At 72.1% G+C, this 24,649-nt stretch carries 24 protein-coding genes; 20 read left to right on the top strand and 4 right to left on the bottom strand.

Annotation, left to right across the window (positions count from 1 at the left end; all coding sequences use genetic code 11):
- Window positions 1-98 precede the first annotated feature (98 nt).
- The 15 genes from secY (at window position 99) to truA (ending at window position 11,437) form a co-directional block, all read left to right on the top strand.
- The gene (gene secY / locus ACTXG6_RS00495) at window positions 99-1,409 is read left to right on the top strand and encodes a preprotein translocase subunit SecY (RefSeq protein WP_445185766.1); all 1,311 of its coding nucleotides are present in this window, start codon (window positions 99-101) and stop codon (window positions 1,407-1,409) included.
- Between the two features lie 71 nt (window positions 1,410-1,480).
- On the top strand, window positions 1,481-2,029 hold the full coding sequence (locus ACTXG6_RS00490) for an adenylate kinase (protein WP_445185765.1): 549 nt from the start codon (window positions 1,481-1,483) through the stop codon (window positions 2,027-2,029).
- A gap of 24 nt (window positions 2,030-2,053) precedes the next feature.
- The gene (map, locus tag ACTXG6_RS00485; protein WP_445185764.1) at window positions 2,054-2,902 is read left to right on the top strand and encodes a type I methionyl aminopeptidase; all 849 of its coding nucleotides are present in this window, start codon (window positions 2,054-2,056) and stop codon (window positions 2,900-2,902) included.
- Between the two features lie 186 nt (window positions 2,903-3,088).
- On the top strand, window positions 3,089-4,231 hold the full coding sequence (locus ACTXG6_RS00480; protein WP_445190308.1) for a Re/Si-specific NAD(P)(+) transhydrogenase subunit alpha: 1,143 nt from the start codon (window positions 3,089-3,091) through the stop codon (window positions 4,229-4,231).
- Window positions 4,231-4,575 (top strand): NAD(P) transhydrogenase subunit alpha, encoded by a 345-nt coding sequence (locus tag ACTXG6_RS00475; protein ID WP_445185763.1) that lies wholly within the window; start codon window positions 4,231-4,233, stop codon window positions 4,573-4,575. Before ACTXG6_RS00480 ends, ACTXG6_RS00475 begins: the two co-directional genes overlap by 1 nt.
- Window positions 4,572-5,957: an NAD(P)(+) transhydrogenase (Re/Si-specific) subunit beta gene (locus ACTXG6_RS00470; RefSeq protein ID WP_445185762.1), complete on the top strand. Its 1,386-nt coding sequence runs from the start codon at window positions 4,572-4,574 to the stop codon at window positions 5,955-5,957. Before ACTXG6_RS00475 ends, ACTXG6_RS00470 begins: the two co-directional genes overlap by 4 nt.
- A gap of 118 nt (window positions 5,958-6,075) precedes the next feature.
- Window positions 6,076-6,435, top strand: coding sequence for a hypothetical protein (locus ACTXG6_RS00465; RefSeq protein WP_445185761.1), 360 nt, complete (start codon window positions 6,076-6,078; stop codon window positions 6,433-6,435).
- Window positions 6,436-6,613: 178 nt separating this feature from the next.
- Window positions 6,614-6,835 carry a translation initiation factor IF-1 gene (gene infA / locus ACTXG6_RS00460; RefSeq protein WP_028926917.1) on the top strand — a complete coding sequence of 74 codons (222 nt, stop codon included), beginning with the start codon at window positions 6,614-6,616 and terminating at the stop codon, window positions 6,833-6,835.
- Between the two features lie 26 nt (window positions 6,836-6,861).
- Entirely contained in the window at window positions 6,862-6,975 is a 114-nt protein-coding gene (gene rpmJ / locus ACTXG6_RS00455; RefSeq protein ID WP_010148647.1) for a 50S ribosomal protein L36, read from the top strand.
- Window positions 6,976-7,172: 197 nt separating this feature from the next.
- Window positions 7,173-7,553: a 30S ribosomal protein S13 gene (gene rpsM, locus ACTXG6_RS00450; RefSeq protein ID WP_445185760.1), complete on the top strand. Its 381-nt coding sequence runs from the start codon at window positions 7,173-7,175 to the stop codon at window positions 7,551-7,553.
- A complete protein-coding gene (gene rpsK / locus ACTXG6_RS00445) occupies window positions 7,553-7,960 on the top strand; it encodes a 30S ribosomal protein S11 (RefSeq protein WP_445185759.1) in 408 nt (135 codons plus the stop codon). Before rpsM ends, rpsK begins: the two co-directional genes overlap by 1 nt.
- A 16-nt stretch (window positions 7,961-7,976) precedes the next feature.
- On the top strand, window positions 7,977-8,582 hold the full coding sequence (gene rpsD / locus ACTXG6_RS00440; RefSeq protein ID WP_445185758.1) for a 30S ribosomal protein S4: 606 nt from the start codon (window positions 7,977-7,979) through the stop codon (window positions 8,580-8,582).
- Window positions 8,583-8,741: 159 nt separating this feature from the next.
- On the top strand, window positions 8,742-9,785 hold the full coding sequence (locus ACTXG6_RS00435) for a DNA-directed RNA polymerase subunit alpha (protein WP_445185757.1): 1,044 nt from the start codon (window positions 8,742-8,744) through the stop codon (window positions 9,783-9,785).
- A gap of 72 nt (window positions 9,786-9,857) precedes the next feature.
- A complete protein-coding gene (gene rplQ / locus ACTXG6_RS00430) occupies window positions 9,858-10,610 on the top strand; it encodes a 50S ribosomal protein L17, sunset domain variant (protein WP_445185756.1) in 753 nt (250 codons plus the stop codon).
- Between the two features lie 35 nt (window positions 10,611-10,645).
- Window positions 10,646-11,437: a tRNA pseudouridine(38-40) synthase TruA gene (gene truA / locus ACTXG6_RS00425; protein ID WP_445185755.1), complete on the top strand. Its 792-nt coding sequence runs from the start codon at window positions 10,646-10,648 to the stop codon at window positions 11,435-11,437.
- Between the two features lie 21 nt (window positions 11,438-11,458).
- On the opposite strand, the gene ACTXG6_RS00420 is transcribed toward truA, so the two are convergent.
- Window positions 11,459-12,037, bottom strand: a complete 579-nt coding sequence (locus tag ACTXG6_RS00420; RefSeq protein WP_445185754.1) for a pyridoxamine 5'-phosphate oxidase family protein — start codon at window positions 12,035-12,037, stop codon at window positions 11,459-11,461.
- Window positions 12,038-12,211: 174 nt separating this feature from the next.
- Between ACTXG6_RS00420 and ACTXG6_RS00415 the strand changes: the two genes are divergently transcribed.
- Window positions 12,212-13,111, top strand: coding sequence for an SAM-dependent methyltransferase (locus ACTXG6_RS00415; RefSeq protein WP_445185753.1), 900 nt, complete (start codon window positions 12,212-12,214; stop codon window positions 13,109-13,111).
- Between the two features lie 17 nt (window positions 13,112-13,128).
- On the opposite strand, the gene ACTXG6_RS00410 is transcribed toward ACTXG6_RS00415, so the two are convergent.
- The gene (locus ACTXG6_RS00410) at window positions 13,129-13,356 is read right to left on the bottom strand and encodes a hypothetical protein (protein ID WP_445185752.1); all 228 of its coding nucleotides are present in this window, start codon (window positions 13,354-13,356) and stop codon (window positions 13,129-13,131) included.
- Between the two features lie 122 nt (window positions 13,357-13,478).
- Here ACTXG6_RS00410 and eccB point away from each other — a divergent pair, with 122 nt between their 5' ends.
- Complete coding sequence (eccB, locus tag ACTXG6_RS00405; protein WP_445185751.1) at window positions 13,479-14,966, top strand: type VII secretion protein EccB; 1,488 nt, start codon at window positions 13,479-13,481, stop codon at window positions 14,964-14,966.
- Window positions 14,967-15,019: 53 nt separating this feature from the next.
- Here eccB and mycP read toward each other — a convergent pair whose 3' ends face one another.
- Window positions 15,020-16,498, bottom strand: a complete 1,479-nt coding sequence (mycP, locus tag ACTXG6_RS00400; protein WP_445185750.1) for a type VII secretion-associated serine protease mycosin — start codon at window positions 16,496-16,498, stop codon at window positions 15,020-15,022.
- Window positions 16,495-18,006 carry a type VII secretion integral membrane protein EccD gene (gene eccD, locus ACTXG6_RS00395; protein WP_445185749.1) on the bottom strand — a complete coding sequence of 504 codons (1,512 nt, stop codon included), beginning with the start codon at window positions 18,004-18,006 and terminating at the stop codon, window positions 16,495-16,497. Before eccD ends, mycP begins: the two co-directional genes overlap by 4 nt.
- A 222-nt stretch (window positions 18,007-18,228) precedes the next feature.
- On the opposite strand from eccD, the gene eccCa reads away from it, so the two are divergent.
- The 3 genes from eccCa to ACTXG6_RS00380 all read left to right on the top strand — a co-directional run bounded on the left by eccCa (window position 18,229) and on the right by ACTXG6_RS00380 (window position 24,643).
- Window positions 18,229-22,836 (top strand): type VII secretion protein EccCa, encoded by a 4,608-nt coding sequence (gene eccCa, locus ACTXG6_RS00390; protein WP_445185748.1) that lies wholly within the window; start codon window positions 18,229-18,231, stop codon window positions 22,834-22,836.
- On the top strand, window positions 22,833-24,167 hold the full coding sequence (locus ACTXG6_RS00385) for a type VII secretion-associated protein (protein ID WP_445185747.1): 1,335 nt from the start codon (window positions 22,833-22,835) through the stop codon (window positions 24,165-24,167). The genes eccCa and ACTXG6_RS00385 overlap by 4 nt, the downstream gene beginning before the upstream one ends.
- Window positions 24,168-24,331: 164 nt before the next feature.
- Window positions 24,332-24,643 (top strand): WXG100 family type VII secretion target, encoded by a 312-nt coding sequence (locus ACTXG6_RS00380; RefSeq protein WP_445185746.1) that lies wholly within the window; start codon window positions 24,332-24,334, stop codon window positions 24,641-24,643.
- Window positions 24,644-24,649 lie beyond the last annotated feature (6 nt).

Below are 24,649 nucleotides of genomic sequence, written 5' to 3'. Positions count from 1 at the left end.
TGTTCCAGCATTCTGGCCGGTGGTGTCGGATACCGGTTCCATTGGCGTCAGAGCCGCTCCGCGGCACCGAAGACGCCCCAGCACGGGAGGATCCAGGAGTGCTCAGCGCGTTCCGGTCTGCACTTGCGACACCGGACCTCCGAAAGAAGATCCTCTTCACTCTGGCGATTCTGGCCGTGTACCGGCTGGGCGCCACGTTGCCGTCCCCCGGGGTCTCCTACCCGAACGTCCAGGAGTGCCTGCGGCAGGTCGAGGGCGGCGAGAACCAGAGTGTCTACGCACTGATCAACCTGTTCAGCGGCGGCGCGCTGCTGCAGTTGTCGATCTTTGCGCTGGGCATCATGCCCTACATCACCGGCAGCATCATCGTGCAGCTGCTCACCGTGGTCATCCCCCGGTTCGAGCAGCTGAAGAAGGAAGGGCAGTCGGGTCAGGGCAAGTTGACCCAGTACACCCGCTACCTCACGATCGGGCTTGCGATCCTGCAGTCCACCGGAATCATCGCCCTCGCCGACCGGGGCCAGCTGTTCGCCAACTGCGACAAGCCGGTGATCCCCGACTCGGGCATCTTCCCGCTGGCCGTCATCGTCCTGGTGATGACCGCGGGTACCTCGGTGATCATGTGGCTCGGCGAGCTCATCACCGAGCGCGGCATCGGCAACGGCATGTCGCTGCTGATCTTCACCTCGATCGCGGCCCGCATCCCCGCCGAGGGCGGTGGCATCCTGACCAACGGCGGCGTGCTGGTCTTCGTCGGCATCTGCGTGTTCGGTCTCGCCATCATCGCCAGCGTCGTCTTCGTCGAGCAGGGCCAGCGCCGTATCCCGGTGCAGTACGCCAAGCGCATGGTCGGCCGCCGGATGTACGGCGGTACCTCCACCTACCTCCCGCTGAAGGTCAACCAGGCCGGCGTCATCCCGGTCATCTTCGGCTCGTCGCTGCTCTACCTGCCCGATCTGATCGTGCGGCTGTCCGGCAACAACGGCGGCACGATGTCGCGGATCGTTCAGACCTACGTCGTGGACCAGTCCAGCTTCGTGCACATTGCGCTCTACTTCCTGCTGATCATCTTCTTCACGTACTTCTACGTCGGCATCACGTTCAACCCCGATGAGCGCGCCGACGAGATGAAGAAGTTCGGTGGCTTCATCCCCGGCATCCGGCCCGGCCGTCCCACGGCCGAGTACCTGAGCTTCGTGCTCGGCCGGATCACCCTGCCCGGGTCGCTGTACCTGGGCATCATCGCGGTGCTGCCGAACTTCTTCCTGGGCATCACCAGCGCCGGCCAGAACCAGAACTTCCCGTTCGGTGGAACGGCGGTTCTGATCATGGTGGGTGTGGGCCTGGACACGGTGAAGCAGATCGAGAGCCAGCTCATGCAGCGCAACTACGAGGGTTTCCTCCGTTAACCTCGAGTTGTGCCGCCGGTATGGGGTGAGTGGGGCGAGTGAGTCCACGAGGTAGAAAGGTCGGTGTCGCGGTGCGACTCGTTCTGGTTGGTCCGCCGGGCGCGGGCAAGGGGACCCAAGCGGTCCGGCTCGCGGAGCGCCTCGAGGTACCGCACATCTCCACCGGCGACCTCTTCCGCGCGAACCTCAGTGCGGACACCCCGCTCGGTCTTGCCGCGAAGCGGTTCATGGACGCCGGCGAGCTGGTTTCCGACGAGGTCACGGTGGGCATGGTCCGGGAGCGCCTCACCGAGGACGACGCCGCCAAGGGGTTCATCCTGGACGGCTTTCCCCGCACTGTCGCGCAGGCCGACGCACTGGGCGAGATGTTGCACGCCGCCGGGGACGACCTGGACGCCGTGGTGGCGCTCGAGGTGCCCGAGGACGTGCTGGTGGAGCGACTGCTCGGCCGCGGCCGGACGGACGACACCGAGGCCGTGATCCGGCGCCGCCAGGAGATCTACCGCGACGAGACGGCCCCGCTGCTCGAGCACTACGGCGATCTGCTGGTCACGGTGGACGCGGTCGGCGAGATCGAGCAGATCACCGAGCGCGTGGTCGACGCCCTGGGCGCCGGCTGAGGTGTTCGGCGCGGAGTTGACGAGATGAGCGGGAACGGACCACTGGCTGGCCTGCGTGCCGGCCTCGCCAGGCTGGGAGGTCGGCAGATCGAACGCAAGACGCAGGGCCAGCTGGAAGCGATGCACGCCGCCGGGCAGCTGGTGGCCCGCACGCTGGCCGAGGTGGCAGCGCACGCCAAGGCCGGGATCAGCACACTCGAGCTGGACCAGCTCGCCGAGCAGACCATCCGGGACGGCGGCGGGGTGCCGTCGTTCCTCGGTTACCACGGCTTCCCGGGGAGCATCTGCGCCTCGGTGAACGCCCAGATCGTGCACGGCATCCCGGCCGCGGACCAGGTGCTCGCCGAGGGTGACCTGCTGTCGGTCGACTGCGGCGCGATCGTGGACGGTTGGCACGGTGACTCGGCCGTCACCTTCGCCGTCGGCACCGGGTCGGCGGCCGACCTCGCACTGTCCGAGGCGTGCCGGTCGGCGCTGGAAGCGGGCATTGCGGCGGCGGTGCCGGGTGGCCGGCTGACCGATATCTCGCACGCCGTGCAGGTCGCCGCCGAGGCGGCCGCCGAGCGCGACGGGGTGCCCTACGGGATCGTCGCCGAGTACGGCGGCCACGGCATCGGCACCAGCATGCACATGGACCCGTTCCTGCCGAACCTGGGCTCGCCGGGGCGCGGCCCGAGGCTGCCCGCCGGCGGCGTGCTCGCGGTGGAGCCGATGCTCACCGGTGGCAGCGCGGAGACCCGGACGCTGGACGACGGCTGGACGGTGGTCACCGAGGACAACTCCCGGGCGGCGCACTGGGAGCACACGGTGGCGATCACCGAGGATGGCCCGTGGGTGCTGACCGCCCCGGTGCGGACGCCCGCCAGCAGCTGAGAGTCCTGTTTTCGGACTAGTCAGATCCCGAGCGCCGCGAGTGATTGAGTTGGTCAGATCACTTGTACTGAAGGCGATCATGGCCTTCTATCAGCACTTCGTATACTGTCTGCCGAATGCTGACACCATCCGATAGCGTTACGCTCACCACACCGTTGTTGGGCTGGACTGGACGCGTGCGTGAGCATGCTTGATGCTCTCGCTGTGAACGCAACTGGTGACGCGGCGGCGCAGCGCCGTACGCGTGTAGGCGTACCCCGCGAGACGGGTGCTGGCGAGCGGCGGGTGGCGTTGGTGCCCAAGGTCGCTGAGCGTCTGATCGGCAAGGGGCTGGACATCGTGGTCGAGTCCGGGGCGGGGCTCGCGGCCCTGATCCCCGACGAGCTCTACACCGACGTGGGCGCGACGATCGGCGACCCGTGGGGTGCCGATGTGGTGGTGAAGGTCGCGCCCCCCACCGACGAGGAGATCGGCAAGCTCACCAAGGGCGGCATGCTGATCGGGTTCCTGGCTCCGCTGGCCCATCCGGAAGTGATCGAGAAGCTGGACGCGGCCGGGGTGACCGCCTTCGCGGTGGAGTCGATCCCACGCATCTCCCGGGCGCAGTCGATGGACGCGCTCTCCTCGCAGGCGAACGTGGCCGGCTACAAGTCGGTGCTGCTGGCCGCGGACCAGTCGACCCGGTTCTTCCCGATGCTGACCACCGCCGCCGGCACGGTGAAACCGGCGACGGTACTGGTTCTCGGCGTCGGGGTGGCCGGACTGCAGGCATTGGCCACCGCGAAGCGCCTGGGCGCCCGTACGACGGGCTACGACGTGCGCCCGGACGTGGCGGACCAGGTCCGCTCGCTCGGTGCGCAGTGGCTGGATCTGGGCATCGAGGCGGCCGGTGAGGGCGGGTACGCCCGCGAGCTGTCCGAGGACGAGCGGGCCGAGCAGCAGAAGCGGCTCGAGGAGGCGATCACCGGCTTCGACGTGGTGATCACCACCGCGCTGGTACCGGGGCGCAAGGCCCCCACACTGGTCACCGCGGCCGCGGTGCAGGGCATGAAGGCCGGCAGTGTGGTCGTCGACCTGGCGGGGGAGGCCGGCGGCAACTGTGAGCTGACCGAGCCGGGCGAGATCGTCGTCAAGCACGACGTCACCATCGCCTCGCCGCTGAACCTGCCGGCGACCATGCCCGAGCACGCCAGCGAGCTGTACTCGCGGAATATCTCCGCGCTGCTGGAGTTGATGATCAATGACGAGGGTGGGCTCGCGCCGGACTATTCCGACGAGGTGCTGAGCAAGTCCCGCGTCGCCGGCAAGCCGAGTGAGGGCGGGAACTGATGGAGTCGAGTCTGCTCGCAAACTTGGCGATTCTGGTGCTGGCGGGATTTGTGGGCTTCGCGGTCATCTCGAAGGTGCCGAACACGCTGCACACCCCGCTGATGTCGGGCACCAACGCCATTCACGGCATCGTCCTGCTGGGCGGCATCGTGGTGCTGGGCCTCGGCGGTGAGCACCTGGATGTGTTCTCCAAGATCCTGCTGGTCATCGCGATCGCGTTCGGCACCATCAACGTCGTCGGCGGGTTCCTGGTGACCGACCGGATGCTGGGCATGTTCAAGGGCGGCCCGACCAGTGCCAAGAAGGCCCCGGCCGGTGCCGGCAAGGATGGGGACAAGTCGTGAACACCCTGGTGACCGTCCTCTACATCGTGGCGTTCGGCATGTTCATCTACGGCCTGATGGGGCTGACCGGCCCGAAGACGGCGGTGCGCGGCAACCAGATCGCCGCGGTCGGCATGGGCGTCGCGCTCATCGCCACGCTGCTGGTGCCCGGGATGTCGAACTGGGTTCTGATCGTCATCGGGATCGTGATCGGGACACTGCTCGGGGTGCCGTCGGCGCGCCAGGTCAAGATGACCGCGATGCCGCAGATGGTGGCGCTGTTCAACGGCGTCGGCGGTGGCGCGGTGGCCCTGATCGCGTGGGTGGAGTTCCGCGACGACCCCGGCTACGCCAGCCACCCCGGCTACTTCGTGGTGGCCTCGCTGTTCTCGGTGATCGTCGGGTCGATCTCGTTCTGGGGCTCGCTGATCGCCTACGGCAAGCTGCAGGAGATCATCCCGGGTAAGTCGATCGGGCTCGGCCGCCTGCAGATCGTGCTGAACGTGCTGCTGCTGGTCGCGGCCATCGCGCTGGCGATCGTGATCGGCACCGGTGGTACCTCGGAGTGGCTGATCGTCGGCATCCTGCTGATCGCGGCGGTCCTCGGCGTGATGGTGGTGCTGCCGATCGGCGGCGCGGACATGCCGGTGGTGATCTCGCTGCTCAACGCGTTCACCGGGTTGTCGGCGGCGGCCACCGGGTTGGCGCTTTCGAACACCGCGATGATCGTGGCCGGCATGATCGTCGGCGCCTCCGGTTCGATCCTGACCGACCAGATGGCCAAGGCGATGAACCGGTCGATCCCGTCGGTAATCGCCGGCGGCTTCGGTGGCAGCGGTACCGCGGTCGGCGGCGGCGAGGACGGCGACAAGACCGTCAAGGCCACGTCGGCGGCGGACGCGGCGATCCAGATGGCCTACGCCGACCAGGTCGTCGTGGTGCCCGGTTACGGCATGGCGGTGGCCCAGGCCCAGCACGCGGTCAAGGACATGGCCAAGCTGCTGGAGGCCAAGGGTGTCACGGTCAAGTACGCCATCCACCCGGTCGCCGGGCGGATGCCCGGGCACATGAACGTGCTGCTGGCCGAGGCCGACGTGCCGTACGACCAGCTCAAGGAAATGGACGACATCAACGACGAGTTCGCCCGCACCGATGTGGCGCTGGTGATCGGGGCCAACGACGTGACCAACCCGGCCGCGCGCAACGACCCCAGCTCGCCGATCCACGGCATGCCGATCCTGAACGTCGACCAGGCGCACCACATCATCGTGCTGAAGCGCTCGATGAACTCCGGGTTCGCCGGCATCGACAACCCGCTGTTCTACGACGACAAGACCTCGATGCTGTTCGGCGACGCGAAGAAGTCGGTCTCCGAGGTGACCGAGGAGCTCAAGGCGCTCTAGAGGAGTTCGCGCCGTGGCGGGCGCTCGCCGGATGCGGTGGGCGCCCGCCGCTTCGCGAGCACGGCCGGCACGGGGGTGACAGCCCAGCGAAACAGCGTTACTGTAACGATGTTTCCAAATGCTCGCCTACGCGGCCCGCACCTATGCCGACCTGGCGCCGCTGACCGCCGACCTGCCCGAGCCGGGGTCGCCCACGATCGGATCGCGGGCCCGGGCAGTGCCGTCGGCGGGCTCCACCCGTTCACCGCTGCCGTCCGAGCGGCATCCTCGGCGTTCCCGGCGGGACGGCTGGGCGCTGGCCCGGCGCATCCAACTGCTCTGCTGGTTGTTCGCCGGCGTGGTCAACGTGGTGATTTGGGCGGCGGTGTCGGTGGGGGTCGGCGGCGGGGTGTACCCGTGGTGGGTGTGGGTGGTCGGACCCTGGGGGGTCGTGCTGCTGCTCGAACAGCTGACCTCGAAGGTGCGACCCTGCCACTGAGGGCCACGCAGGGTTGCCGGCCGGGGCGCGCCTGTACCCGGTTTGGAGCCGCCGCGCAAGGACACGTACACTGGACATACGGCGCGCGATGCGCTGGTTCCGTCGTGCCATCCCGCACTTCAGGTCCCGGTGTTGACGCGTGCCTGTCACCTGAAGCTAGTCACGAATCGCGGAGGATATGGCCAAGAAAGACGGGGCGCTTGAGGTAGAGGGCCGGGTGGTCGAGCCGCTGCCGAACGCGATGTTTCGCGTGGAGCTGGAAAATGGCCACCGGGTGCTCGCGCACATCAGCGGCAAGATGCGGCAGCACTACATCCGCATCCTGCCGGAAGACAGGGTCGTCGTCGAGCTGTCGCCGTACGACCTGACCCGTGGCCGCATCGTCTACCGCTACAAGTGACGACCCATCTCTAGGAAGCGACGGACGTGAAGGTCCAGCCGAGCGTCAAGAAGATCTGCGACAAGTGCAAGGTGATCCGCCGTCACGGGCGGGTCATGGTGATCTGCGAGAACCTGCGCCACAAGCAGCGTCAGGGCTGATCGCCGGGCGCTGTGCGGTTGCCCCGCGCGTCGCCCACCGCACTACGCACAACAGAGCCTTCCCGAACCTGCCACTCCGAAATCTGGAGTGTGTTTGCCCCCGGAATCCAGGCCGGGGCCCGGACGCGTAAAAGCGAGTCATCCGGGACGGTCGGGAAGCAGACCTGGAAGAAACACGACAGGAGACGACACGCCGCATGGCACGACTCGCTGGCGTAGACCTCCCCCGCGAAAAGCGGATGGAGATCGCGCTGACCTACATCTACGGCATCGGCCGTAGCCGTTCCAAGGACATCCTGACTGCTACCGGGGTCAACCCGGACCTGCGCTCGAGGGACCTCTCCGACGAGGACCTCGCCAAGCTGCGGGACCACATCGAGACCAGCTTCCAGGTCGAGGGCGACCTTCGCCGTGAGGTCCAGGCGGACATCCGGCGCAAGATCGAGATCGGTTGCTACCAGGGGATCCGGCACCGCCGAGGCCTCCCCGTGCACGGCCAGCGGACGAAGACGAACGCTCGTAGCCGCAAGGGTCCGAAGAAGACCGTGGCCGGCAAGAAGAAGGCAGGGAAGAAGTAATGCCTCCCAAGACGCGGGCTGGCGCCGGTCCGAAGAAGATTCGGCGCAAGGAAAAGAAGAACGTGGCCCATGGCCACGCTCACATCAAGAGCACCTTCAACAACACGATCGTCTCCATCACCGACCCCCAGGGTGCGGTGATCGCCTGGGCCTCGGCCGGGCACGTCGGGTTCAAGGGCTCCCGCAAGTCGACTCCGTTCGCCGCGCAGATGGCCGCCGAGAGCGCGGCCCGCAAGGCGCAGGAGCACGGCATGCGCAAGGTGGACGTCTTCGTGAAGGGCCCCGGTTCCGGCCGGGAGACCGCGATCCGTTCGCTGCAGGCCGCCGGCCTCGAGGTCGGCACCATTTCCGACGTCACCCCGCAGCCGCACAACGGCTGCCGTCCGCCCAAGCGGCGCCGGGTCTAGGGGAGGAGAACCAGATATGGCTCGTTACACCGGCCCCATGACCCGCAAGTCCCGTCGGCTCAAGGTTGACCTTGTCGGCGGCGACCAGGCATTCGAGCGCCGTCCCTACCCGCCCGGCCAGCACGGCCGGATCCGGATCAAGGAGACGGAGTACCTGCTCCAGACGCAGGAGAAGCAGAAGGCCCGTTTCGCCTACGGCGTGCTGGAGAAGCAGTTCCGTCGTTACTACGCCGAGGCCAGCCGTCGCGACGGCAAGACCGGTGACAACCTGCTGCAGATCCTCGAGACGCGGCTGGACAACGTGGTCTACCGGGCCGGCCTGGCCCGCACCCGGCGGATGGCTCGCCAACTGGTGAACCACGGTCACTTCACGGTGAACGGCAAGAAGGTGGACATCCCCAGCTTCCGGGTGTCCCAGTACGACATCATCGACGTGCGTCCCAAGTCGGTGAACACGGATCCGTTCATCATCGCCAAGGAGACCCAGGGCGACCGCCCGGTTCCGGCCTGGTTGCAGGTCGTGCCGAGCACGCTGCGCATCCTGGTCCACCAGCGGCCGGAGCGGTCGCAGATCGACACCCAGGTCACCGAGCAGCTGATCGTCGAGCTCTACTCGAAGTAAGCGGCTCTGTTGCACTAGTTGTGAGGTCCTCCGGGCGCGGAATGGAGCGTTCTGGAGGAGGTCGGGGGCCGTGTCGCCGCAGTGTCGGCGACACGGCCACCCGGCCGGTTAAAACACGGCGTCAAATAGCGGATGTCGTGGAACGAGAGGAAAACGCACGTGCTGATTTCTCAGCGTCCCAGCCTTGCTGAAGACACCGTCGCCGAGACCCGGTCCCGGTTCGTCATCGAGCCGCTCGAGCCCGGCTTCGGCTACACGCTCGGCAACTCGCTGCGCCGGACCCTGCTGTCGTCCATCCCGGGTTCCGCCGTCACCAGCATCCGGATCGACGGGGTGCTGCACGAGTTCACCACCGTCCCCGGGGTCAAGGAAGACGTCACCGACATCATCCTGAACCTCAAGGAGCTGGTCATCAGCTCCGAGGAGGACGAGCCGGTCACCATGTACCTGCGCAAGCAGGGCCCGGGTTCGGTCACCGCCGGCGACATCGTGCCGCCGGCCGGCGTCACCGTGCACAACCCGGACCTGCACATCGCCACCCTGAACGACAAGGGCAAGCTCGAGGTCGAGCTCGTCGTCGAGCGCGGCCGGGGCTACGTGCCGGCCGTGCAGAACAAGGTCAGTGGTGCCGAGATCGGGCGCATCCCGGTCGACTCGATCTACTCGCCGGTGCTCAAGGTGACCTACAAGGTCGAGGCGACCCGGGTCGAGCAGCGGACCGACTTCGACAAGCTGGTTCTGGACGTCGAGACCAAGCCGTCCATGACCCCGCGCGACGCGCTGGCCTCGGCCGGCAAGACCCTGGTCGAGCTGTTCGGCCTGGCGCGCGAGCTCAACGTGGACGCCGAGGGCATCGAGATCGGCCCGTCGCCGCAGGAGGCCGACACCATCGCGGCCTTCGCGATGCCGATCGAGGAGCTGGACCTCACCGTCCGCTCCTACAACTGCCTCAAGCGCGAGGGCATCCACACCGTCGGGGAGCTCGTCGGACGCAGCGAGGCCGACCTGCTCGACATCCGCAACTTCGGGGCCAAGTCGATCGACGAGGTCAAGATGAAGCTGGTCGGGTTGGGTCTCGCGCTCAAGGACAGCCCCCCCGGGTTCGACCCGTCGGTCGCAGCTGTGGACTACGACAGCGAGGGCTTCGACCCGGACCACCTCGGCGACGACGGCCAGGACTACGCCGAAACCGAGCAGCTGTAGCCCTGTGGCTACGCGTGAGTGGCGAGTGTCGTCACGTCACTCGCCACTCACCGCATCCCGAAGGAGTGCAAGATGCCTGCCCCGACCAAGGGTCCCCGCCTCGGGGGTTCTCCGTCCCACCAGCGATTGATCTTGGCCAACCTGGCCACCTCGCTGTTCACCTACGGGCGGATCACCACCACCGAGGCGAAGGCGAAGCGGCTGCGCCCGTACGCCGAGCGCCTGATCACCAAGGCGAAGCGGGGTGACCTGCACAACCGCCGTGAGATCCAGAAGGTGATCCGCGACAAGAACGTGGTGCACCGCCTGCTCACCGAGATCGGCCCGCTGTTCGCCGCTCGTGAGGGTGGCTACACCCGGATCACCAAGACGATGCCGCGCAAGGGCGACAACGCCCCGATGGCGGTCATCGAGCTGATCACCTCGCAGACGGTGACCAACGAAGCGGACCGGGCCCGTCGGGTGGCTGCCTCGCAGTCCGCCCCGGCCGAGACGCCGGTCGAGGCTCCGGTTGAGACGCCGGTCGAGACGGCTCCCGCCGCGGTCAGCACCGAGGCCGAGGTGGAGGAGAGCTCCTCCACCGAGGACGCGCCCTACGGCGAGGGCAGCCACGCCCCGCTGGCGGACGGCGGACAGCCGGACGGTTACCCGGTCAAGGGTAACGACGACTCGAAGCTGTACCACCTGCCCGGGACGTCGCACTACGACCGCACCGTCGCCGAGGTCTGGTTCGCCGACGCGGACGCGGCCGAGGCGGCCGGTTTCGAACTGCCGCCGGCGCAGCGCGAGGACGCTGACGGCGACTCCGAGAAGGACGGCTCCTGAGCTCAGCCGTTGACGGGCCAGCCGCGCTCGCGAGAGTGCGGCTGGACATCAGCTATGACGGCACCGACTTCTCCGGTTGGGCCGTGCAACCCGGCCGGCGCACCGTGTGCGGCGTTCTCACTGAGGCGCTGAGCACCCTGGTGCGCCGGCCGGTTCTGTTGACGGTGGCCGGTCGGACGGACGCCGGGGTGCACGCGACCGGGCAGGTGGCGCACGTCGACCTGCCCGCCGAGCTGGACCTGTCGCCGGTGTTGCGGCGGCTGAACCGGCTGCTGCCACCGGACGTGCGGGTGCGCGGGCTGACCGGGGTGCCGGCGGAGTTCGACGCGCGCTTCTCCGCGCTGCGCCGGCACTACCGCTACCGCATCGCGGTCACCCCGTACGGCGCCGAGCCGCTGCGCGCCCGGGACACCGTCTCCTGGCCGCACGGTGCCGACCTGGCGACGCTGAACGAGGCGTCCGCCGGGCTGCTCGGCGAGCACGACTTCGTGGCGTTCTGTCGCCGCCGGGAGGGCGCCACCACGATCCGCGCGCTGCAGCGCCTGGAGTGGCGCGCGCTGGACGACGGCGTGGTGGTCGCCGAGGTGAGCGCCGACGCGTTCTGCCACTCGATGGTGCGCAGCCTGGTCGGCGCGCTGCTCGCGGTGGGCCGGGGTCAGCGCCCGCCGGAGTGGCCCGCCTCGCTGTTGACCCGCCCGGAACGGGCCAGCGAGGTCACGGTGGCTCCGGCGCACGGGTTGACCCTGGTCGCCGTGGACTACCCGCCGCCCGCCGAGCTGGCCGCGCGGGCCACCCTGACCCGGCGGGTGCGCGTACTGGGCGGCTGAGTCGGTCAGCGGCTGAGTCGCTCAGGAGTGCTGGTGCGCCGGGTCGGTCTCCCTCGGTGCGAGCGCGGGGATCTGGTCGATGCTGTGTCGGTGGTCGCCGGCCCGGTCGACCCGCCTGGCCACCGTGTCCGGCCGCCTCGCCAAGCGGTCCAGCAGATCCCGCTCCGCCACCTCGGTCATCGTCGGCACGCTGTATCCGCAGGAGTCGGCGATCAGGTCGAGCTCGACCACGATGATCGACCGCACCCCCGGGTGCGGGCCGAAGTGCGCGAGCAGTCGGGGCCAGTCCGGGTCCGACGGCAGCACCACGCTGCCCCGGCCGTACAGCCGCAGGATTTTCGCCGATCGGGTGAAAGAGCAGAACATGATCGTCACCCGGCCGTTCTGGCGCAGGTGGGCAATGGTCTCCACGCCGCTGCCGTCCAGATCCAGGTACCCGACCGTGTGGTCGTCGAGCACCGCGAAGGTGTCCGAGTAACCCTTGGGCGACACGTTGACGTGCCCTTCCGGGCCGCTCGGCGCGGTCGCCACGAAGTACATCGGTTGGTCCGCGATGAATCGTCGCCATCGGTCGTTCAGCCGTTCGAAGACCTGACCCACACCTCGACGGTAGTTCGGCGGCCGCCGAAAGGCGAGCGCGATTCGGCCTGTGGGAGCCCTTCGGTGCGGGGCCGATTCTGAGGCTGTGCCACGATTTGGGCCACCGCCCCGCCGCCGGCCGCCGAGTGCGAGCCGGCGGGCACGGGCCGGCGGGCACGATCTGGGGGTGGCGTGGTGGCGGAGTCGACCGAGCTGTCGACGGGGGTGGACGCGTCGATCGGGGCGACGGGGCCGGTACAGGCGGTGACCGTGCCAGTGATCGACCCGGTGGTCCGGCACTACAGCCGGCACGCGCTGTTGTCCACGCTGCTGGACGCGCTCACCGCGGCCGGGAAGTCCGCGGCGCCGATCGACTCCGACGACCTGAGCCCGGTGGACGAACTGCACACCGGCGGCCGTGCGGCGACCGTCGAGCTGGCCGAGCTGCTCGCGCCGGCCTCCGGTACCCACGTGCTCGACCTCGGCTGCGGGCTGGGCGGCCCGGCGCGCTACCTGGCGAGGCACCGGGGCTGCCGGGTGACCGGGGTGGACCTGGCCAGGGAGCACGCGGAGGTTGCCACCGAGCTCACCGAGCGCTGCGGGCTGGCCGACCTGGCCACCTTCCGGGAGGGCAGCGTCACCGGGCTGCCGTTCGGCGACGGCAGCTTCGACGCCGCCGTGCTGGTGCACGTCGGCATGAACGTCGCGGACAAGGCGAAGCTGTGCACCGAGGCGTACCGGGTGCTGCGTGCCGGCGGGCGGTTCGCCGTCTACGACGTGATGCGGGCGTCGGAGGACGGCGAGCTGACCTATCCGGTGCCGTGGGCGAGCAGTGCGGAGCACAGCTTCCTGGAGTCGCCGTCGGAGTACCGCTGGCTGCTCACCGAGGCCGGGTTCACCGTGGAGGAGGGGCGGGACCTGCGCGGCCTGGCGCTGGAACAGCTCACCAAGCTGCGCGACCTGCCCGAGGACGCGCTGCCGGCGCTGGGCCCGCAGGTGATGCTGGGCGACGGCTTCCGGGTGAAGGTGGCGAACCTGGTGGCCGCGCTGGAGAGCGACCTGGTGACGCCGATGCAGCTGGTGGCCACCAGGTAGTCACGACCCCGCGCGGCTCAGGCGAACTCCGGACCCAGCAGCAGGACCACCGCCGGGCCCAGGACGCCCCCGGGCCGGTTGGTCGGCCCACCGGACCTCAGCAGCCGGCGCACCGCCGGCCAGGAGGTGCGCCAGCCGGCCAGTGACAGCATCGGCGCGAGCACCGGGTCCCGGCGCATGGCGAGGTACAGCAGCCCGCCGCCGAGCAACTGGACCAGGCCGGTCGCGGCGCCGATGCCCGCCACCCCGGGTTCCGGCGGGCGTGTGGAACGCCGGGCCGATCTGGCCATTCCGCCCCGCCGGCGACCGCTGCCCGGTTACCGTGACAGCTCGGTGATCACCTCTCACGGCAAGCGGGCAGACGATCATGGCTAAGCAACCTGTCACCCGGATGCAGCTCGACGCGTACCGGTTCGGCCAGCGGCGGATGGAGTCCGCGCTGGCTCGGCGCGACCCGGTGCTGCTGCACGAGGAGATCCGCGGCCAGCGGCGCGTCGTCGTGGTCGGCGTGGCGCTGGCGATGCTCGGTCTGGTCGCCATGTTCGTCTACGCCAAGGTGTCGCCGGCGCCGGCCTGGGCGAACCAGCAGGTGGTGGCCGGCAAGCAGTCCGGCCGGCTGTTCGCGGTGATCCACCAACCGGACCGGCTGGTCCCGGTGGCCAACCTGGCCGCGGCCAGACTGGTGCTCTACGCCGCCCAGCACAGCGGCGGCGGGAGTGGCCTGGCGCGCGGTGCCTCGGCCGCCGCCACCCCGGTCACCGTGGACGACAAGGCGCTCGACGCCGCGCCCCGCACCGCGACCGCCGCGGTGCCCGGTGCGGCCGCGATCCTGCCGTCCGGGGACGACGCGGTGGCGGCGAGCGGGCCGTGGGCGCTGTGCGACAGCGTCGCGCCGGGGTCAGCTCCGAGCAGCACCCTGATCGCCGGCGCCGGCCCCTCCACCCCGCTGGGCCGCTCGTACGGGCTGTTGCTGAAGGGTCCGGACGGCCAGCAGTACCTGGTGCTGGGCGGGCACAAGTACCGGATCGACGCGCCGGAGGTCCGCCAGGCCTACGACCTGCGTGACCACGCCCCCCGCTCGGCCGCGGCCGCACTGCTCGCGGTCATCCCGGACGGTCAGCCGCTGGACACGCTGACCCCGTCCGGCGCCGGCCAGGAGACGGCCGTACTGCCCGGCCACGCGGTCGGCGACGTCGTGCGGGTGGTCGTGTCCGGTCAACCGGACCGCAACTACCTGGTGCTCGCGAACGGCGTGCAGGAGGTCTCCCCGCCGGTGGCCGGCCTGCTCAGGGCCGGGCTGCGCGCCGACCCCGCCCAGCCGCCGGACAGCGTGCGGCTCGAGCAGATCAACGCGCTGCCCAGGGTCACCGTGCCGCAGCTGGACGCCTACCCGGCGGTGGTGCCCCAGATCGTGGACGGCGCGGGCTCGGTGTGCTGGCAGTGGGCGCCGAACGGGCTGGACGGCACCGTGACCACGGCCGCCGCGCCACCGGTGCCGGCCGGGCGGTCGGCCACGCCGCTCGCCCAGGCCGACGGCCCCGGTCCCCGGCTGGACGCGGTGTCGTTGCCGGCCAGCGGCGCCCTGGTGGCCTGTGCCGTCTCCCGCGCACAGCCGAGGTGCACGGCACCCGACGACGAGCAGAGCGGCGCGCAGGGCTCCGGAGCGCTCTGGCTGGTATCCGAGAACGGCGTCGGTTACCCCATCGCCAACCCGGACACCGCGAACGCGCTCGGGGTGCGGTCGGTGCTGCCGGTCCCGGCGGATGCCCTGCGCGCGCTGCCGGCCGGGCCGCCCCTCGACGTCGCCCAGGCCCAGCGCACGGTGGACGTGCTGGTGGCCGCCCCGGGCGGCTGACCCCGGGTCGAGTCAGCGGCCTCGGTGGCTCAGTGGCTCGGTGGCTCGGTGGCTCAGCGGCGGGTGTCCGGCCGCCAGCCGGTGCGCAGGCGGCCCACCGCGAGCGCGGCGGCGGTGAGCGCGCCCAGCAGCGCGAGCACACCGCCCCACAGCGCGCCCTGGCCGGCGGCGGCCGGGCCCGCCGAGGCGGCGGCGAGCTGCAGGGTGCCGGTGTCGCCGGCCGCCGGTGAGCCGGCCGGCGGCGGCAGGACCGCGGGGGAGCGGGTCAGCGCGGCCACCGGGTCGACCACACCGAAGCCGACCGTGTCGCTGCGCCCGGAGGCGTGCTGGGCCGCCGTGGCGGTGATCCGGTCCATCACCTGGCGGGCGGTGAGCTGTGGGAACCTGGCCCGGATCAGCGCGGCCAGCCCGGCGACCGCCGGTGCCGCGAAGCTGGTGCCCTGGATGGGGGCGGTCGTGTTGATCAGGGAGAGCTGGTCGGTCACGCCGGGGCCACCGGGCGACAGCGACATCAGGCGTTCACCCGGCGCGGCCACGTCGACCCACGGCCCGGGGTAGCTGAACTGGGAGGCCAGTCCGTTCGGCGCCACCGCCGCCACGGTGAGCACGTCGTCGTCGAACCAGCCGGGGTAGGCGACCGTGTCGGACCTCGGCTGCTCCGGGCACGCGCCGTCGTGACCGGGATCGGCCCTCGGGCCCGCGTTGCCGGCGGCGGCGACCACCACCACGTTGCGCAGCACCGCGCTGTGGATGGCGACCTGCAGCTCGGCGGAGCCGGGGGCGTCGGGCGGCGCGCAGGACACCTCGGAAATATTGATCACGCCCGCGCCCAGGTCGACCGCGTGCACGATCGCCGCCGCCAGTGTGTTCAGGTTGCCGGCCGCCTGCCGCGTGTCGCCCTGGCCGGGCACCGAGAACGACGGGCTGGACTGCCGGATCGAGATCACCTCGGCCGCCGGGGCCACGCCGGCGAATCCGCTGCCCGGGTCGGCCGACGCGGCCGCGATGCCGGCGACCGCGGTGCCGTGCCCGTCGCAGTCGGCGAGGCCGTTGCCGCCGGCCACGTAGTCGCCGCCGGCGATCAACCGCCCGGTCAGCAGCGGATGGCGGGCGACGCCGGTATCGATCACCGCGATACGCACCGCGCGCCCTCTGCTGGTCGACCACAGCTCGGGCAGCGAGAACAGCCGCTGACCCCACAACAGGTCCGGCCACGTGGCGCGGTCGGGAGTGTGGGTGGCGCCGACGCACGCGCTCTCCTGCCGCACCCCGGGCGCCCGAGTCGGCGGGCCGTCACCGGGCAGCAGGTTGACGTCGACCGGCGGTGGGCGCGGGAAGTCCACCGGCACGCGGTGCGCACCGGCGCTGGCCGTGCCTCCGGCCGCCGCACCCGCGCGCGCGGCCGAGGGCACGGTGGCGGCGGCTCCCACCACCGTGGACGGCTCGGTGGTGCCGGTCGAGGCCGGGGGGAGCGCCGCGGCGGGCAGCAGCGCGGTCGCCGCGAGCGCCAGGCCGGCCGCTGTCCGCCTCACAGTCCGCGTACCAGCTGGTAGAGGTCCAGCACGGCCAGTGCCAGCGGGAAGGTGGCCACCACGAGGACCGCTTCCACGATGTCCACGGTGCGGCGCAGCACCGGCGACGGCTCCCGCCTCGGCCCGCTGCGCACCAGCCAGATCGCCACGGCGCCGGCCACCAGCAGCACCGCCACACCGCCGAGACGGGCCACCGCCGGACCGGTGGAGGCGATCCCGGCGACCAGCGCCATGCCGGCCAGCAGACCGCCGGCCATCGGCGCGGCGGACGCGGCGGCCGTGACGTAACCCCGGGAGCGCAGCAGCAGCACGGCCACCACGACGGCGGCGAACCCGCGCCCGGCCCAGCCCGCGCCGGACGCGGCCAGCACCGCCCCGCCCGAGGCCACCGCGGTGGCGCCCAGTACCAGTCCGGCGAGGTAGGTGTGCGCCAACCGGGACTGGTAGTGGATCTCCTCCGGGGAGGCGAGCTCCCACTGCGCGTCGGCGGCGATCATGTCGCTCGGGGTGGTGGGGACGACCGGCGGCGGCAGCCCGGCGAGCCGGATACTGGCCCGGGGCAGCAGCGGCAACAGTCCCACCGCGACGGTGGCCGCACCGGCGGCCAGCCCGCTCGCCGATCCGGCCTGGAACACGCCCAGCAGGGCGGCCAACGCGGTCAGCGCGGTGGCCAGCGCGGTACCCACCAGCACCGGAGCGGCGGTGCCGAGCAGGGCCAGTCCGGCCGCCGAGGCGGCGGCCGCGAGCGCGGTGGCCAGCAGTAGATGCCCGGCGCTCGGCGTACCGGGCAGCGCGGCGAAGCCCGCCGCGGCGGCCAGCGGGACGGCGCCGGTGGCCAGCACCACGGCGCCGGTCCCGTCCCGCGCCACGGTGCGCACCGCGGCCGTGAGGGCGGCGGCCGCGGCCAGCGCGCTGACCACCGCGGCGACACCGTTGGGCTGCTCGCCCCAGCCGCGGCTGGCGGCCAGCAGGATCGCGGCGGCCACCGCGGCCAGCACGCCGGCGGACAGCCCGGCCAGCCGGCGGCAGCGGTCGTTCCAGGGCCACACCGAGTAGGGCTCCGACGGGCCGTCCGGGTCGTCACCGCGGTCCGACCAGGCCCCTGGCTCGCCGTCCGGTGCGCGCACCGCTTCGGCCACCGCGTCCACCGGGTCGTCGAAGACCGGTGGCGGTGGGGCGTCCGCGCGGCTGCGTAACCGCAGCAGGTCACCGTCCAGCACACCGAGCCCGGCCAGGGTGGCGTGCGGCGGCAGTTCGGCGCCGGCCGCGGCGGCCAGGCACCAGGCCGCCGGGGTGCCTGACCGGTCTGCCCCGGATAACCGGGCCCGGCGGTGCGGACCGGACTCACCCGCGAGCTCGCTGAGCATCGGAACCAGCTCGGCCACGGTCAGGTCGGTCGGTAGCGCAAGATCCATCCGAGACCGGGGGGCCAACACTGTCACCCGGCAGAACCGGGTGCTGTCGGCACGCGTCTCGGCCCGTGCCATACCGGCGTCCGGCCTGGTCATGCCACCTCCTGCCACGGAAAGAAGATCGGGCCGTCACCGGGGGCGAGTTTTCTCAAACGGCCCCGGCGGGCGCTGTCAGGTTCTTAGTATTGCGGCGCCTGATCGTCTGTGAGGGCGGTTTGGCGGAACTGGTCGGACGAGCTTTCCGGTGGCACCACGCCCCGGTGGCCGAACCCCGACACGGCCACTGCACGGCCTCGACACAGGACGGGACGGCTGCCCATGAGTACCCGCACGGTGCGCCGCGCGCCTCGGATTGCGCCACCCCGGCTCCCCGGCGGCGAGTTCCCGCTGGAGCCGCCACCGGAGCCCGGCAAGCCGGTGCCGGCCGGGCTGGGCCAGCGGTTGATGCCGGCCGTCATGGTGCTCGGCTCGGTCGGTTTCATCGTTGTGATGGGCGTCCAGAACCCCACCTCGTGGCTGTTCGGCGGCATGTTCGCGCTGTCCACCGTCGGCATGATGGCTGGTGGTTTGGGGCGGGGCGGCAGCCAGCGCGCGGAGACCGACGAGAAGCGCCGCGACTACCTGCGCTACCTCGCCCAGGTGCGGAAGAAGGTCCGGATCGCCACCGCCGCACAGCGCACGGCTCTGGAGTGGACCCAGCCGGACCCGTCGGCCCTGCTCGGGGTACTCGACACCGACCGGTTGTGGGAGCGGCGGGAGACCGACCAGGACTTCGGCCAGATTCGGGTGTGCCGGGGCCGGCAGCGGCTGGCCACCCGCCTGGTCGAACCGCAGACCGGGCCGCTCAACGAACTCGAACCGGTGTGCGCCTGGGCGCTGCGGCGGCTGCTCCGGGCGCACTCGGTGGTGCCGGATCTGCCGGTCGCGGTCGCGCTGGGCGCGCTGCGCTGGGTGTGCCTGCGCGCGCAGGGCACCGACCCCGGCCTGGACACGGCCCGAGGGCTGGCCAGGGCGATGATCGCGCAGTACGTGGTGTGGCACAGCCCGGCCGAGGCACGCCTAGCGGTGATCGCCTCCCCGGCGACGATGCCGGCCTGGGACTGGGTGAAGTGGCTGCCGCACGTGCAGCACCCGACGCTGGTCGACGAGATCGGCGCGCTGCGGCTGGTCACCGGGCGAGCCGCCGAGGTGGCCGACTGGCTGGCCGCGCCCACCGCCCCGACCGCCAGCGGCAACCCCGCCCGGCTGCTGATCGTGGTGGACGGGATCGACGTGCGGCGGGCCGGCGCGCAGTGGCTGGACCGGCCGGAGGTCACCGTGCTGCGGCTGGCCGACCTGGCGGGCGCCTCGACCGGCGAACGCGAACTGACCCTGTGGGTGGAGCCGACCCGGCTGGGCATCAGCAGCGGCCGGGACCGCGACGAGCAGCCCAGGTGGATCGGCCGGCCGGACACGCTCGGTCTCGCCGAGGCGACCACGCTGGCCCGCCGGATGGCCCGCTACCGCGCCCCGAGGGGAGCCGAGCCGGACACCGGCCGCCCACTGCGCAACACCGTCGGGCTGCCCGAGCTGCTCGGGCTGGACGACCCGGCCGCGGTCGGGGTGGTCAGGGCCCGGTGGCGCGACTCCGCCCCGGACACGCTGCGGGTGCCGATCGGGGTCGGTGAGACCGGCGACCCGGTGCTGCTGGACCTGAAGGAGTCCGCGCAGGGCGGGTCCGGGCCGCACGGGCTGTGCATCGGGGCGACCGGGTCGGGCAAGTCGGAGCTGCTGCGCACCCTGCTGCTCGGGCTGGCCGCCACGCACGCCTCGGACCGGCTGAACATGGTCCTGATCGACTTCAAGGGCGGCGCCACGTTCCTCGGCATGGCCGAGCTGCCGCACGTCTCGGCGGTCATCACCAACCTGGCCGACGAGCTGTCCCTGGTGGACCGGATGGCCGACGCACTGGCCGGCGAGATCACCCGCCGGCAGGAGGCGCTGCGCGCCGCCGGCAACCTGGCCAGCGTCGGCGACTACGAGCGCAAGCGCCGCGACGGGGCCGACCTGCCACCGCTGCCCGCGCTGCTGATCGTGGTCGACGAGTTCTCCGAGATGCTCGCCCAGCGCCCCGAGCTGGTCGACCTGATGGTCACCATCGGCCGGCTGGGGCGGTCGCTGCAGATGCACCTGCTGCTGGCCTCGCAGCGGCTGGACGAGGGGCGGCTGGGCGGGCTGGAGTCGCACTTGTCCTACCGCATCGCGCTGCGCACCTTCTCCCCGGCGGAGTCCCGGGCGGTGCTCGGCGTGCCGGACGCCTACCAGCTGCCGCCGATGCCCGGCTCCGGGTACCTCGCGCTGGGCACCGACGAGCTGGTGCGCTTCCGGGCCGCGTACGTGTCCGCGCCGCAGGCGGCCGGTGTGGCGCCGGCGCCGGCCGCGGTCACCGGGTCGATCCGCCCCCGGCTGTTCACCTCGGCCCGGGTCGGGGCGCGCCCCGGTGAACCGGACGAAGCGCCGACCCAGGTGCTGGCCGACGGTGTCGCCGGACCGGCGACCGAGGTGATCCACGGAACCCTCGCGCTGTTCAACGCCCCGGTCCCCGGCGCCGGCCCGCTGGTGCTGGCGGGCACCCAGCTGGGCATCGTCCCGCCGCCCGGCGCGGGTCGACCGGCGGCCCGCAGCGTGCTGGACCTGATGGTCGGCGCGATGGCGGGTCAGGGGCCGCCGGCGCACCGGGTCTGGCTGCCGCCACTGGACGAGCCGCCCGCACTGGACATCCTGCTGCCGGCACTGGGCCGCGGGCCGCGCGGCCTCGGTACCCGGGAGAGCGGCGGACTGCGGGTGCCGCTCGGCCTGATCGACCGGCCGTACCACCAGCGGTGGGACCCACTGGTCGCCGACTTCTCCTCGGCGGCCGGGCACGGCGTCGTGGCCGGCGCCCCGCAGTCCGGCAAGTCCACCCTGCTGCGGACCCTGCTGCTCAGCATGGCGCTGACCAACACCCCCGACGAGCTGACCATCTACGCGCTGGACTTCGGCGGCGGATTGCTCGGCGGGCTGGCCGGCCTGCCGCACGTGGGTGGCGTCGCCGACCGCCAGCACCCCGACGTGGTGCGCCGCACGATGGCGGAGGTGACCAGCCTGCTGGCGGACCGGGAGCGCACCTTCCGGGAGGCCGGCGTCGAGTCCGCCGCCGACTTCCGGCGCCGCCGGGTCCTCGGTGAGTTCGCCGACGATCCGCACGGCGACGTGTTCCTGGTGGTCGACGGCTACTCCACCCTGCGTGCCGAGTTCGAGGAGCTCGAGGCGCAGCTGATGCCGCTGGCCAGCAGGGGGCTGTCCTACGGGGTGCATCTGCTGGTGTCGGCGAACCGCTGGACGGAGCTGCGCCCGGCGCTGAAGGACCTGCTCGGTACCCGCTTCGAGCTGCGGCTGGGCGACCCGGCCGACTCCGAGGTGGACCGCCGCAAGGCGGCACTGGTACCCGCGAGGCCGGCCCGGGGACTGGCGCCGGACGGCGGTCACTGCGTGATCGCCCGGCCCGCGCTGGACACCATCGGCGGCGGTTTCGCCGAGGCGGTCCGGGCGGTGGCCGAGGCGTGGACCGGGGTCCGCGCGCCGGCGGTGCGGTTGCTGCCGGACCGGATGGAGTTCCGCGAGCTGCTCGCCAGGAGCACCGAGCTGGCGGCGGCCGGGACCAACCCGCCGACCTCCCGGCACGCGCTGCCGATCGGGGTGGACGAGGCCCGGCTCGAGCCGGTCTACCTCGACTTCGAAGCGGAGCCGCACCTGCTGTGCTTCGCCGACGGGGAGAGCGGCAAGACGAACCTGCTGCGGGTGCTGGCCCGTGGCATCACCGACCGGTTGGCCCCGGAGCAGGCCCGCATCGTGCTCGTCGACTACCGGCGGACGCTGCTCGGGCAGCTGCCGGACAGTCACCTGATCGGGTACGCCAGCAACGGGGAGGCCGCCGGTCAGGCGATCAGCGAGGTGGCCGCTTCGCTGCGCCGCCGGCTGCCCGGCCCCGACGTCACCCCGGCGCAGCTGCGCACGCGCTCCTGGTGGTCCGGTCCCGACGTGTACGTGCTGGTCGACGACTACGACCTGGTCGCCAGCAGCGGTGCGGCGGCGTCGGGCAACCCGCTGCTGCCGCTGTTGGAGTTCCTGCCGCAGGCCAAGGACGTCGGCCTGCACCTGGTGCTGGCCAGGCGCAGCGGCGGCGCCGGCCGGGCCCTGTTCGAGCCGGTCATCGCGCGGCTGCGCGAGCTCGCCTCACCGGGGCTGATGATGAGTGGCAGCCCCGAGGAGGGCCCGCTGCTGGACGGCGTGAAGCCGGCCCCGATGCCACCCGGTCGGGCGGTACTGGTGGGCCGGCGCTCCGGCCGGCGCCGGGTGCAGGTCGCGCTGCTCGAGGTGGATGCCGAGCTCGATCAGCGCGACCCGGCCTCGGCCGCGGGGTCCGGCGGATCGGCCCCGGCTTCGCTTCCTCGGTCCTCGGTACCCGTGCCGGCGGGTGCGGCGGCCCCCGCGCCGGTGCCGCCGGTCGAGCCGGCCCGACCGGCGCCCGCTCCCTCGGCACCGAGGGTCAGGCGGGCCAAGTCGCCCTCGACCCCGGCGCGGACCAGGGCGGCAGCGGCGGGCGACCGGGCGGAGCCGACAGTGCGGCCGGCCCGGGCAGAGCCGACCGAGCCCGAGAGCTCCGCCCGAGCGGTCGAGCGGGCAAAGCCGGGTCGGCCGGCCAAACCGATCCCGGCGGCACCGGCCGAGGCGGCGGCACCGCGCGAGGCGGCGCCGGGTGAGGAGGTGGCGCCGGGCGAGGCGGCACCGGGCGAGGCGGCGGCGCCGGGTGAGGAGGTGGCGCCGCGCGAGCTCGGTGTTCCGGCGGCGCCGCCACCTCGGGCGCCGCGGGCCGCCAGGAGAGTGACGAAGCGGCCACCGTCATGAGGTTGGCCGTCGAGCTCGGGTCCGCCGAGGTCCGACTCGGCGCCGCGGCGGGCCGCTGCGAGGCGCCCTGGGTGCTGCCCGGGGGCCCCTCGGTGTCGGTCCGCGAAGCGGTCCGGTCGGCGCTGCGCCGACTCGACTCGGTCCTCGACCCGGTCGAGGAGCTGGTTGTGGTGCACCCGGCGCACTGGTCGGCGCCGACCGCCTTCGACGCCGCCAGCCGGCTCGCCGGGCCGGGCGTACCGGTACGAACCTGCTCGTCGGCACTGGCCGCCGCCCGCGAGGTGAGCGCCCGCACCGCGCGGCCACCTGGGCCGTTCGCGGTGCTGCAGGTGACTCCGACCGGCGTCTGTGCCACCGTGCTTGGCAGCGCGGACGGCGGGCCGGTAGTCGCCCTCAGACAGACCCCTCGGGTCGGCGGAAACGATCTGATCCGGGTGTTGACGCAGGTCACCGAGGCCGCCGGAGTGCCGCCGTGCGAACTGACCGGCGGTGCGCTGCTGGTGGCCGCGGCGTCCGTCGTGGAGCAGCTGATCGAGCCGCTCACCGACCTGCTCGGCGAGCGCCCGACGCTCCCGCCCGACCCGGACACCGTCGCGGTGTTGGGCGCACTGCGAACGGCACCGACCGCCGCCACACGGCCCGGTGGGCTCAGTGGTTCCGGGCCGGCACTGTTCGAGCTGACCGGAGCACACCGCATCGAGGCCGCCTCGCTGACCGAGGGACTGGTGGCGGCCGCGAGACCCGGACGGCGGATCCGGGCGTCGTGCGGCGCCGGCGGCCCGTTGCTCGCGGCGCTCGTGGCGGCCGCGGTCACCGGGCTGGGGACCGGGGCGTTCACCGGCGCCGGCCCGCCGCCGCACCAGTCCGACGGTGCCGGGGAGCGGCCCGTCAGCCTGGCCCAGTACGACTACACGGTGCGGCTACCCGATGGCTGGCGCCACTCGGGCGGGCTGCCGGAACGGCGACGCACCCTGCTCACCCCGGTCGGGGCGCCGGCCGGGTCGGACCTGATCGCGGTCGAACAGACCCCGCTCGGCTACGACAGCGCGGCCGAGCCGGACCGGGCATTCCGCGAGCTGCGCGACCGGTATGCGCGGTCCGTCGCCGGCGGTGCGGTGCTGGATGAGTTCACCCTGGCCACCCGCGTCGCGGACCGGGACGTGATCGCCTACCGGCAGCGCCAGCCGGGCCTCGGTGCCGAGGTGGACTGGTACGTGCTCTTCGAGCGGGACGCGCAGCTCAGCGTCGGTTGCCAGCACACCCCGGGCGGTGTCGAGGCGGTCCGCACCGCCTGCGCCGAGGTCGTCGGCTCGCTGCGGATGCGGTCCTGAACACGAGACGGCGCCACCGCGCTCGAAGCGGCGTCCCGGTGTGTTCGCAATCGCACACGAAAGTCCGCATTCGACTCCGGGACTGTGCGCCGACTGACAGCGTGAACGTGTTGAAGCCGCCCGAGCGGGCCGCGAACCGACACGAATGAAAGGCAGTGATGGCGATGGCCGCGGGGTACGGAACCACTCCCGAGCAAATGCAGCGCGCCGCCCAACAGGTGGTGGCCGTCAACGAGCAGGTGCAGTCCCAGCTGTCCGCGCTGCGCAACCAGCTCGCGCCGCTGGCCGGCGCCTGGCGGGGGGAGGCGTCGACCGCGTTCCAGGGGCTGATGGCCCGCTGGGACGGCGATGCGAAGACCTTGAACGAGGCACTGCGTGGCATCGGCGAGGCGATTCAGGGCTCGGGTCGCAGTTACCAACAGGCCGAGGACCAGCAGCACCAGAGTTTGTCCGCGATCCAGGGCGCGCTGGGCTGACCGGTC

It is taken from the genome of Pseudonocardia sp. Cha107L01, assembly GCF_052566575.1.
This window is presented reverse-complemented; position numbering and strand designations above follow the sequence as displayed.

What these genes read in the sequence shown, in the direction of transcription:
- eccCa (WP_445185748.1), top strand. Translation starts at nt 18,229, where the DNA reads ATGAGTACCCGCACGGTGCGCCGCGCGCCTCGGATTGCGCCACCCCGG.
- map (WP_445185764.1), top strand. Translation starts at nt 2,054, where the DNA reads ATGAGCGGGAACGGACCACTGGCTGGCCTGCGTGCCGGCCTCGCCAGG.
- ACTXG6_RS00480 (WP_445190308.1), top strand. Translation starts at nt 3,089, where the DNA reads ATGCTTGATGCTCTCGCTGTGAACGCAACTGGTGACGCGGCGGCGCAG.
- ACTXG6_RS00385 (WP_445185747.1), top strand. Translation starts at nt 22,833, where the DNA reads ATGAGGTTGGCCGTCGAGCTCGGGTCCGCCGAGGTCCGACTCGGCGCC.
- rpsD (WP_445185758.1), top strand. Translation starts at nt 7,977, where the DNA reads ATGGCTCGTTACACCGGCCCCATGACCCGCAAGTCCCGTCGGCTCAAG.
- rplQ (WP_445185756.1), top strand. Translation starts at nt 9,858, where the DNA reads ATGCCTGCCCCGACCAAGGGTCCCCGCCTCGGGGGTTCTCCGTCCCAC.
- eccB (WP_445185751.1), top strand. Translation starts at nt 13,479, where the DNA reads ATGGCTAAGCAACCTGTCACCCGGATGCAGCTCGACGCGTACCGGTTC.
- rpsM (WP_445185760.1), top strand. Translation starts at nt 7,173, where the DNA reads ATGGCACGACTCGCTGGCGTAGACCTCCCCCGCGAAAAGCGGATGGAG.
- ACTXG6_RS00465 (WP_445185761.1), top strand. Translation starts at nt 6,076, where the DNA reads ATGCTCGCCTACGCGGCCCGCACCTATGCCGACCTGGCGCCGCTGACC.
- ACTXG6_RS00475 (WP_445185763.1), top strand. Translation starts at nt 4,231, where the DNA reads ATGGAGTCGAGTCTGCTCGCAAACTTGGCGATTCTGGTGCTGGCGGGA.
- infA (WP_028926917.1), top strand. Translation starts at nt 6,614, where the DNA reads ATGGCCAAGAAAGACGGGGCGCTTGAGGTAGAGGGCCGGGTGGTCGAG.
- eccD (WP_445185749.1), bottom strand. Translation starts at nt 18,006, where the DNA reads ATGACCAGGCCGGACGCCGGTATGGCACGGGCCGAGACGCGTGCCGAC.
- rpsK (WP_445185759.1), top strand. Translation starts at nt 7,553, where the DNA reads ATGCCTCCCAAGACGCGGGCTGGCGCCGGTCCGAAGAAGATTCGGCGC.
- ACTXG6_RS00380 (WP_445185746.1), top strand. Translation starts at nt 24,332, where the DNA reads ATGGCCGCGGGGTACGGAACCACTCCCGAGCAAATGCAGCGCGCCGCC.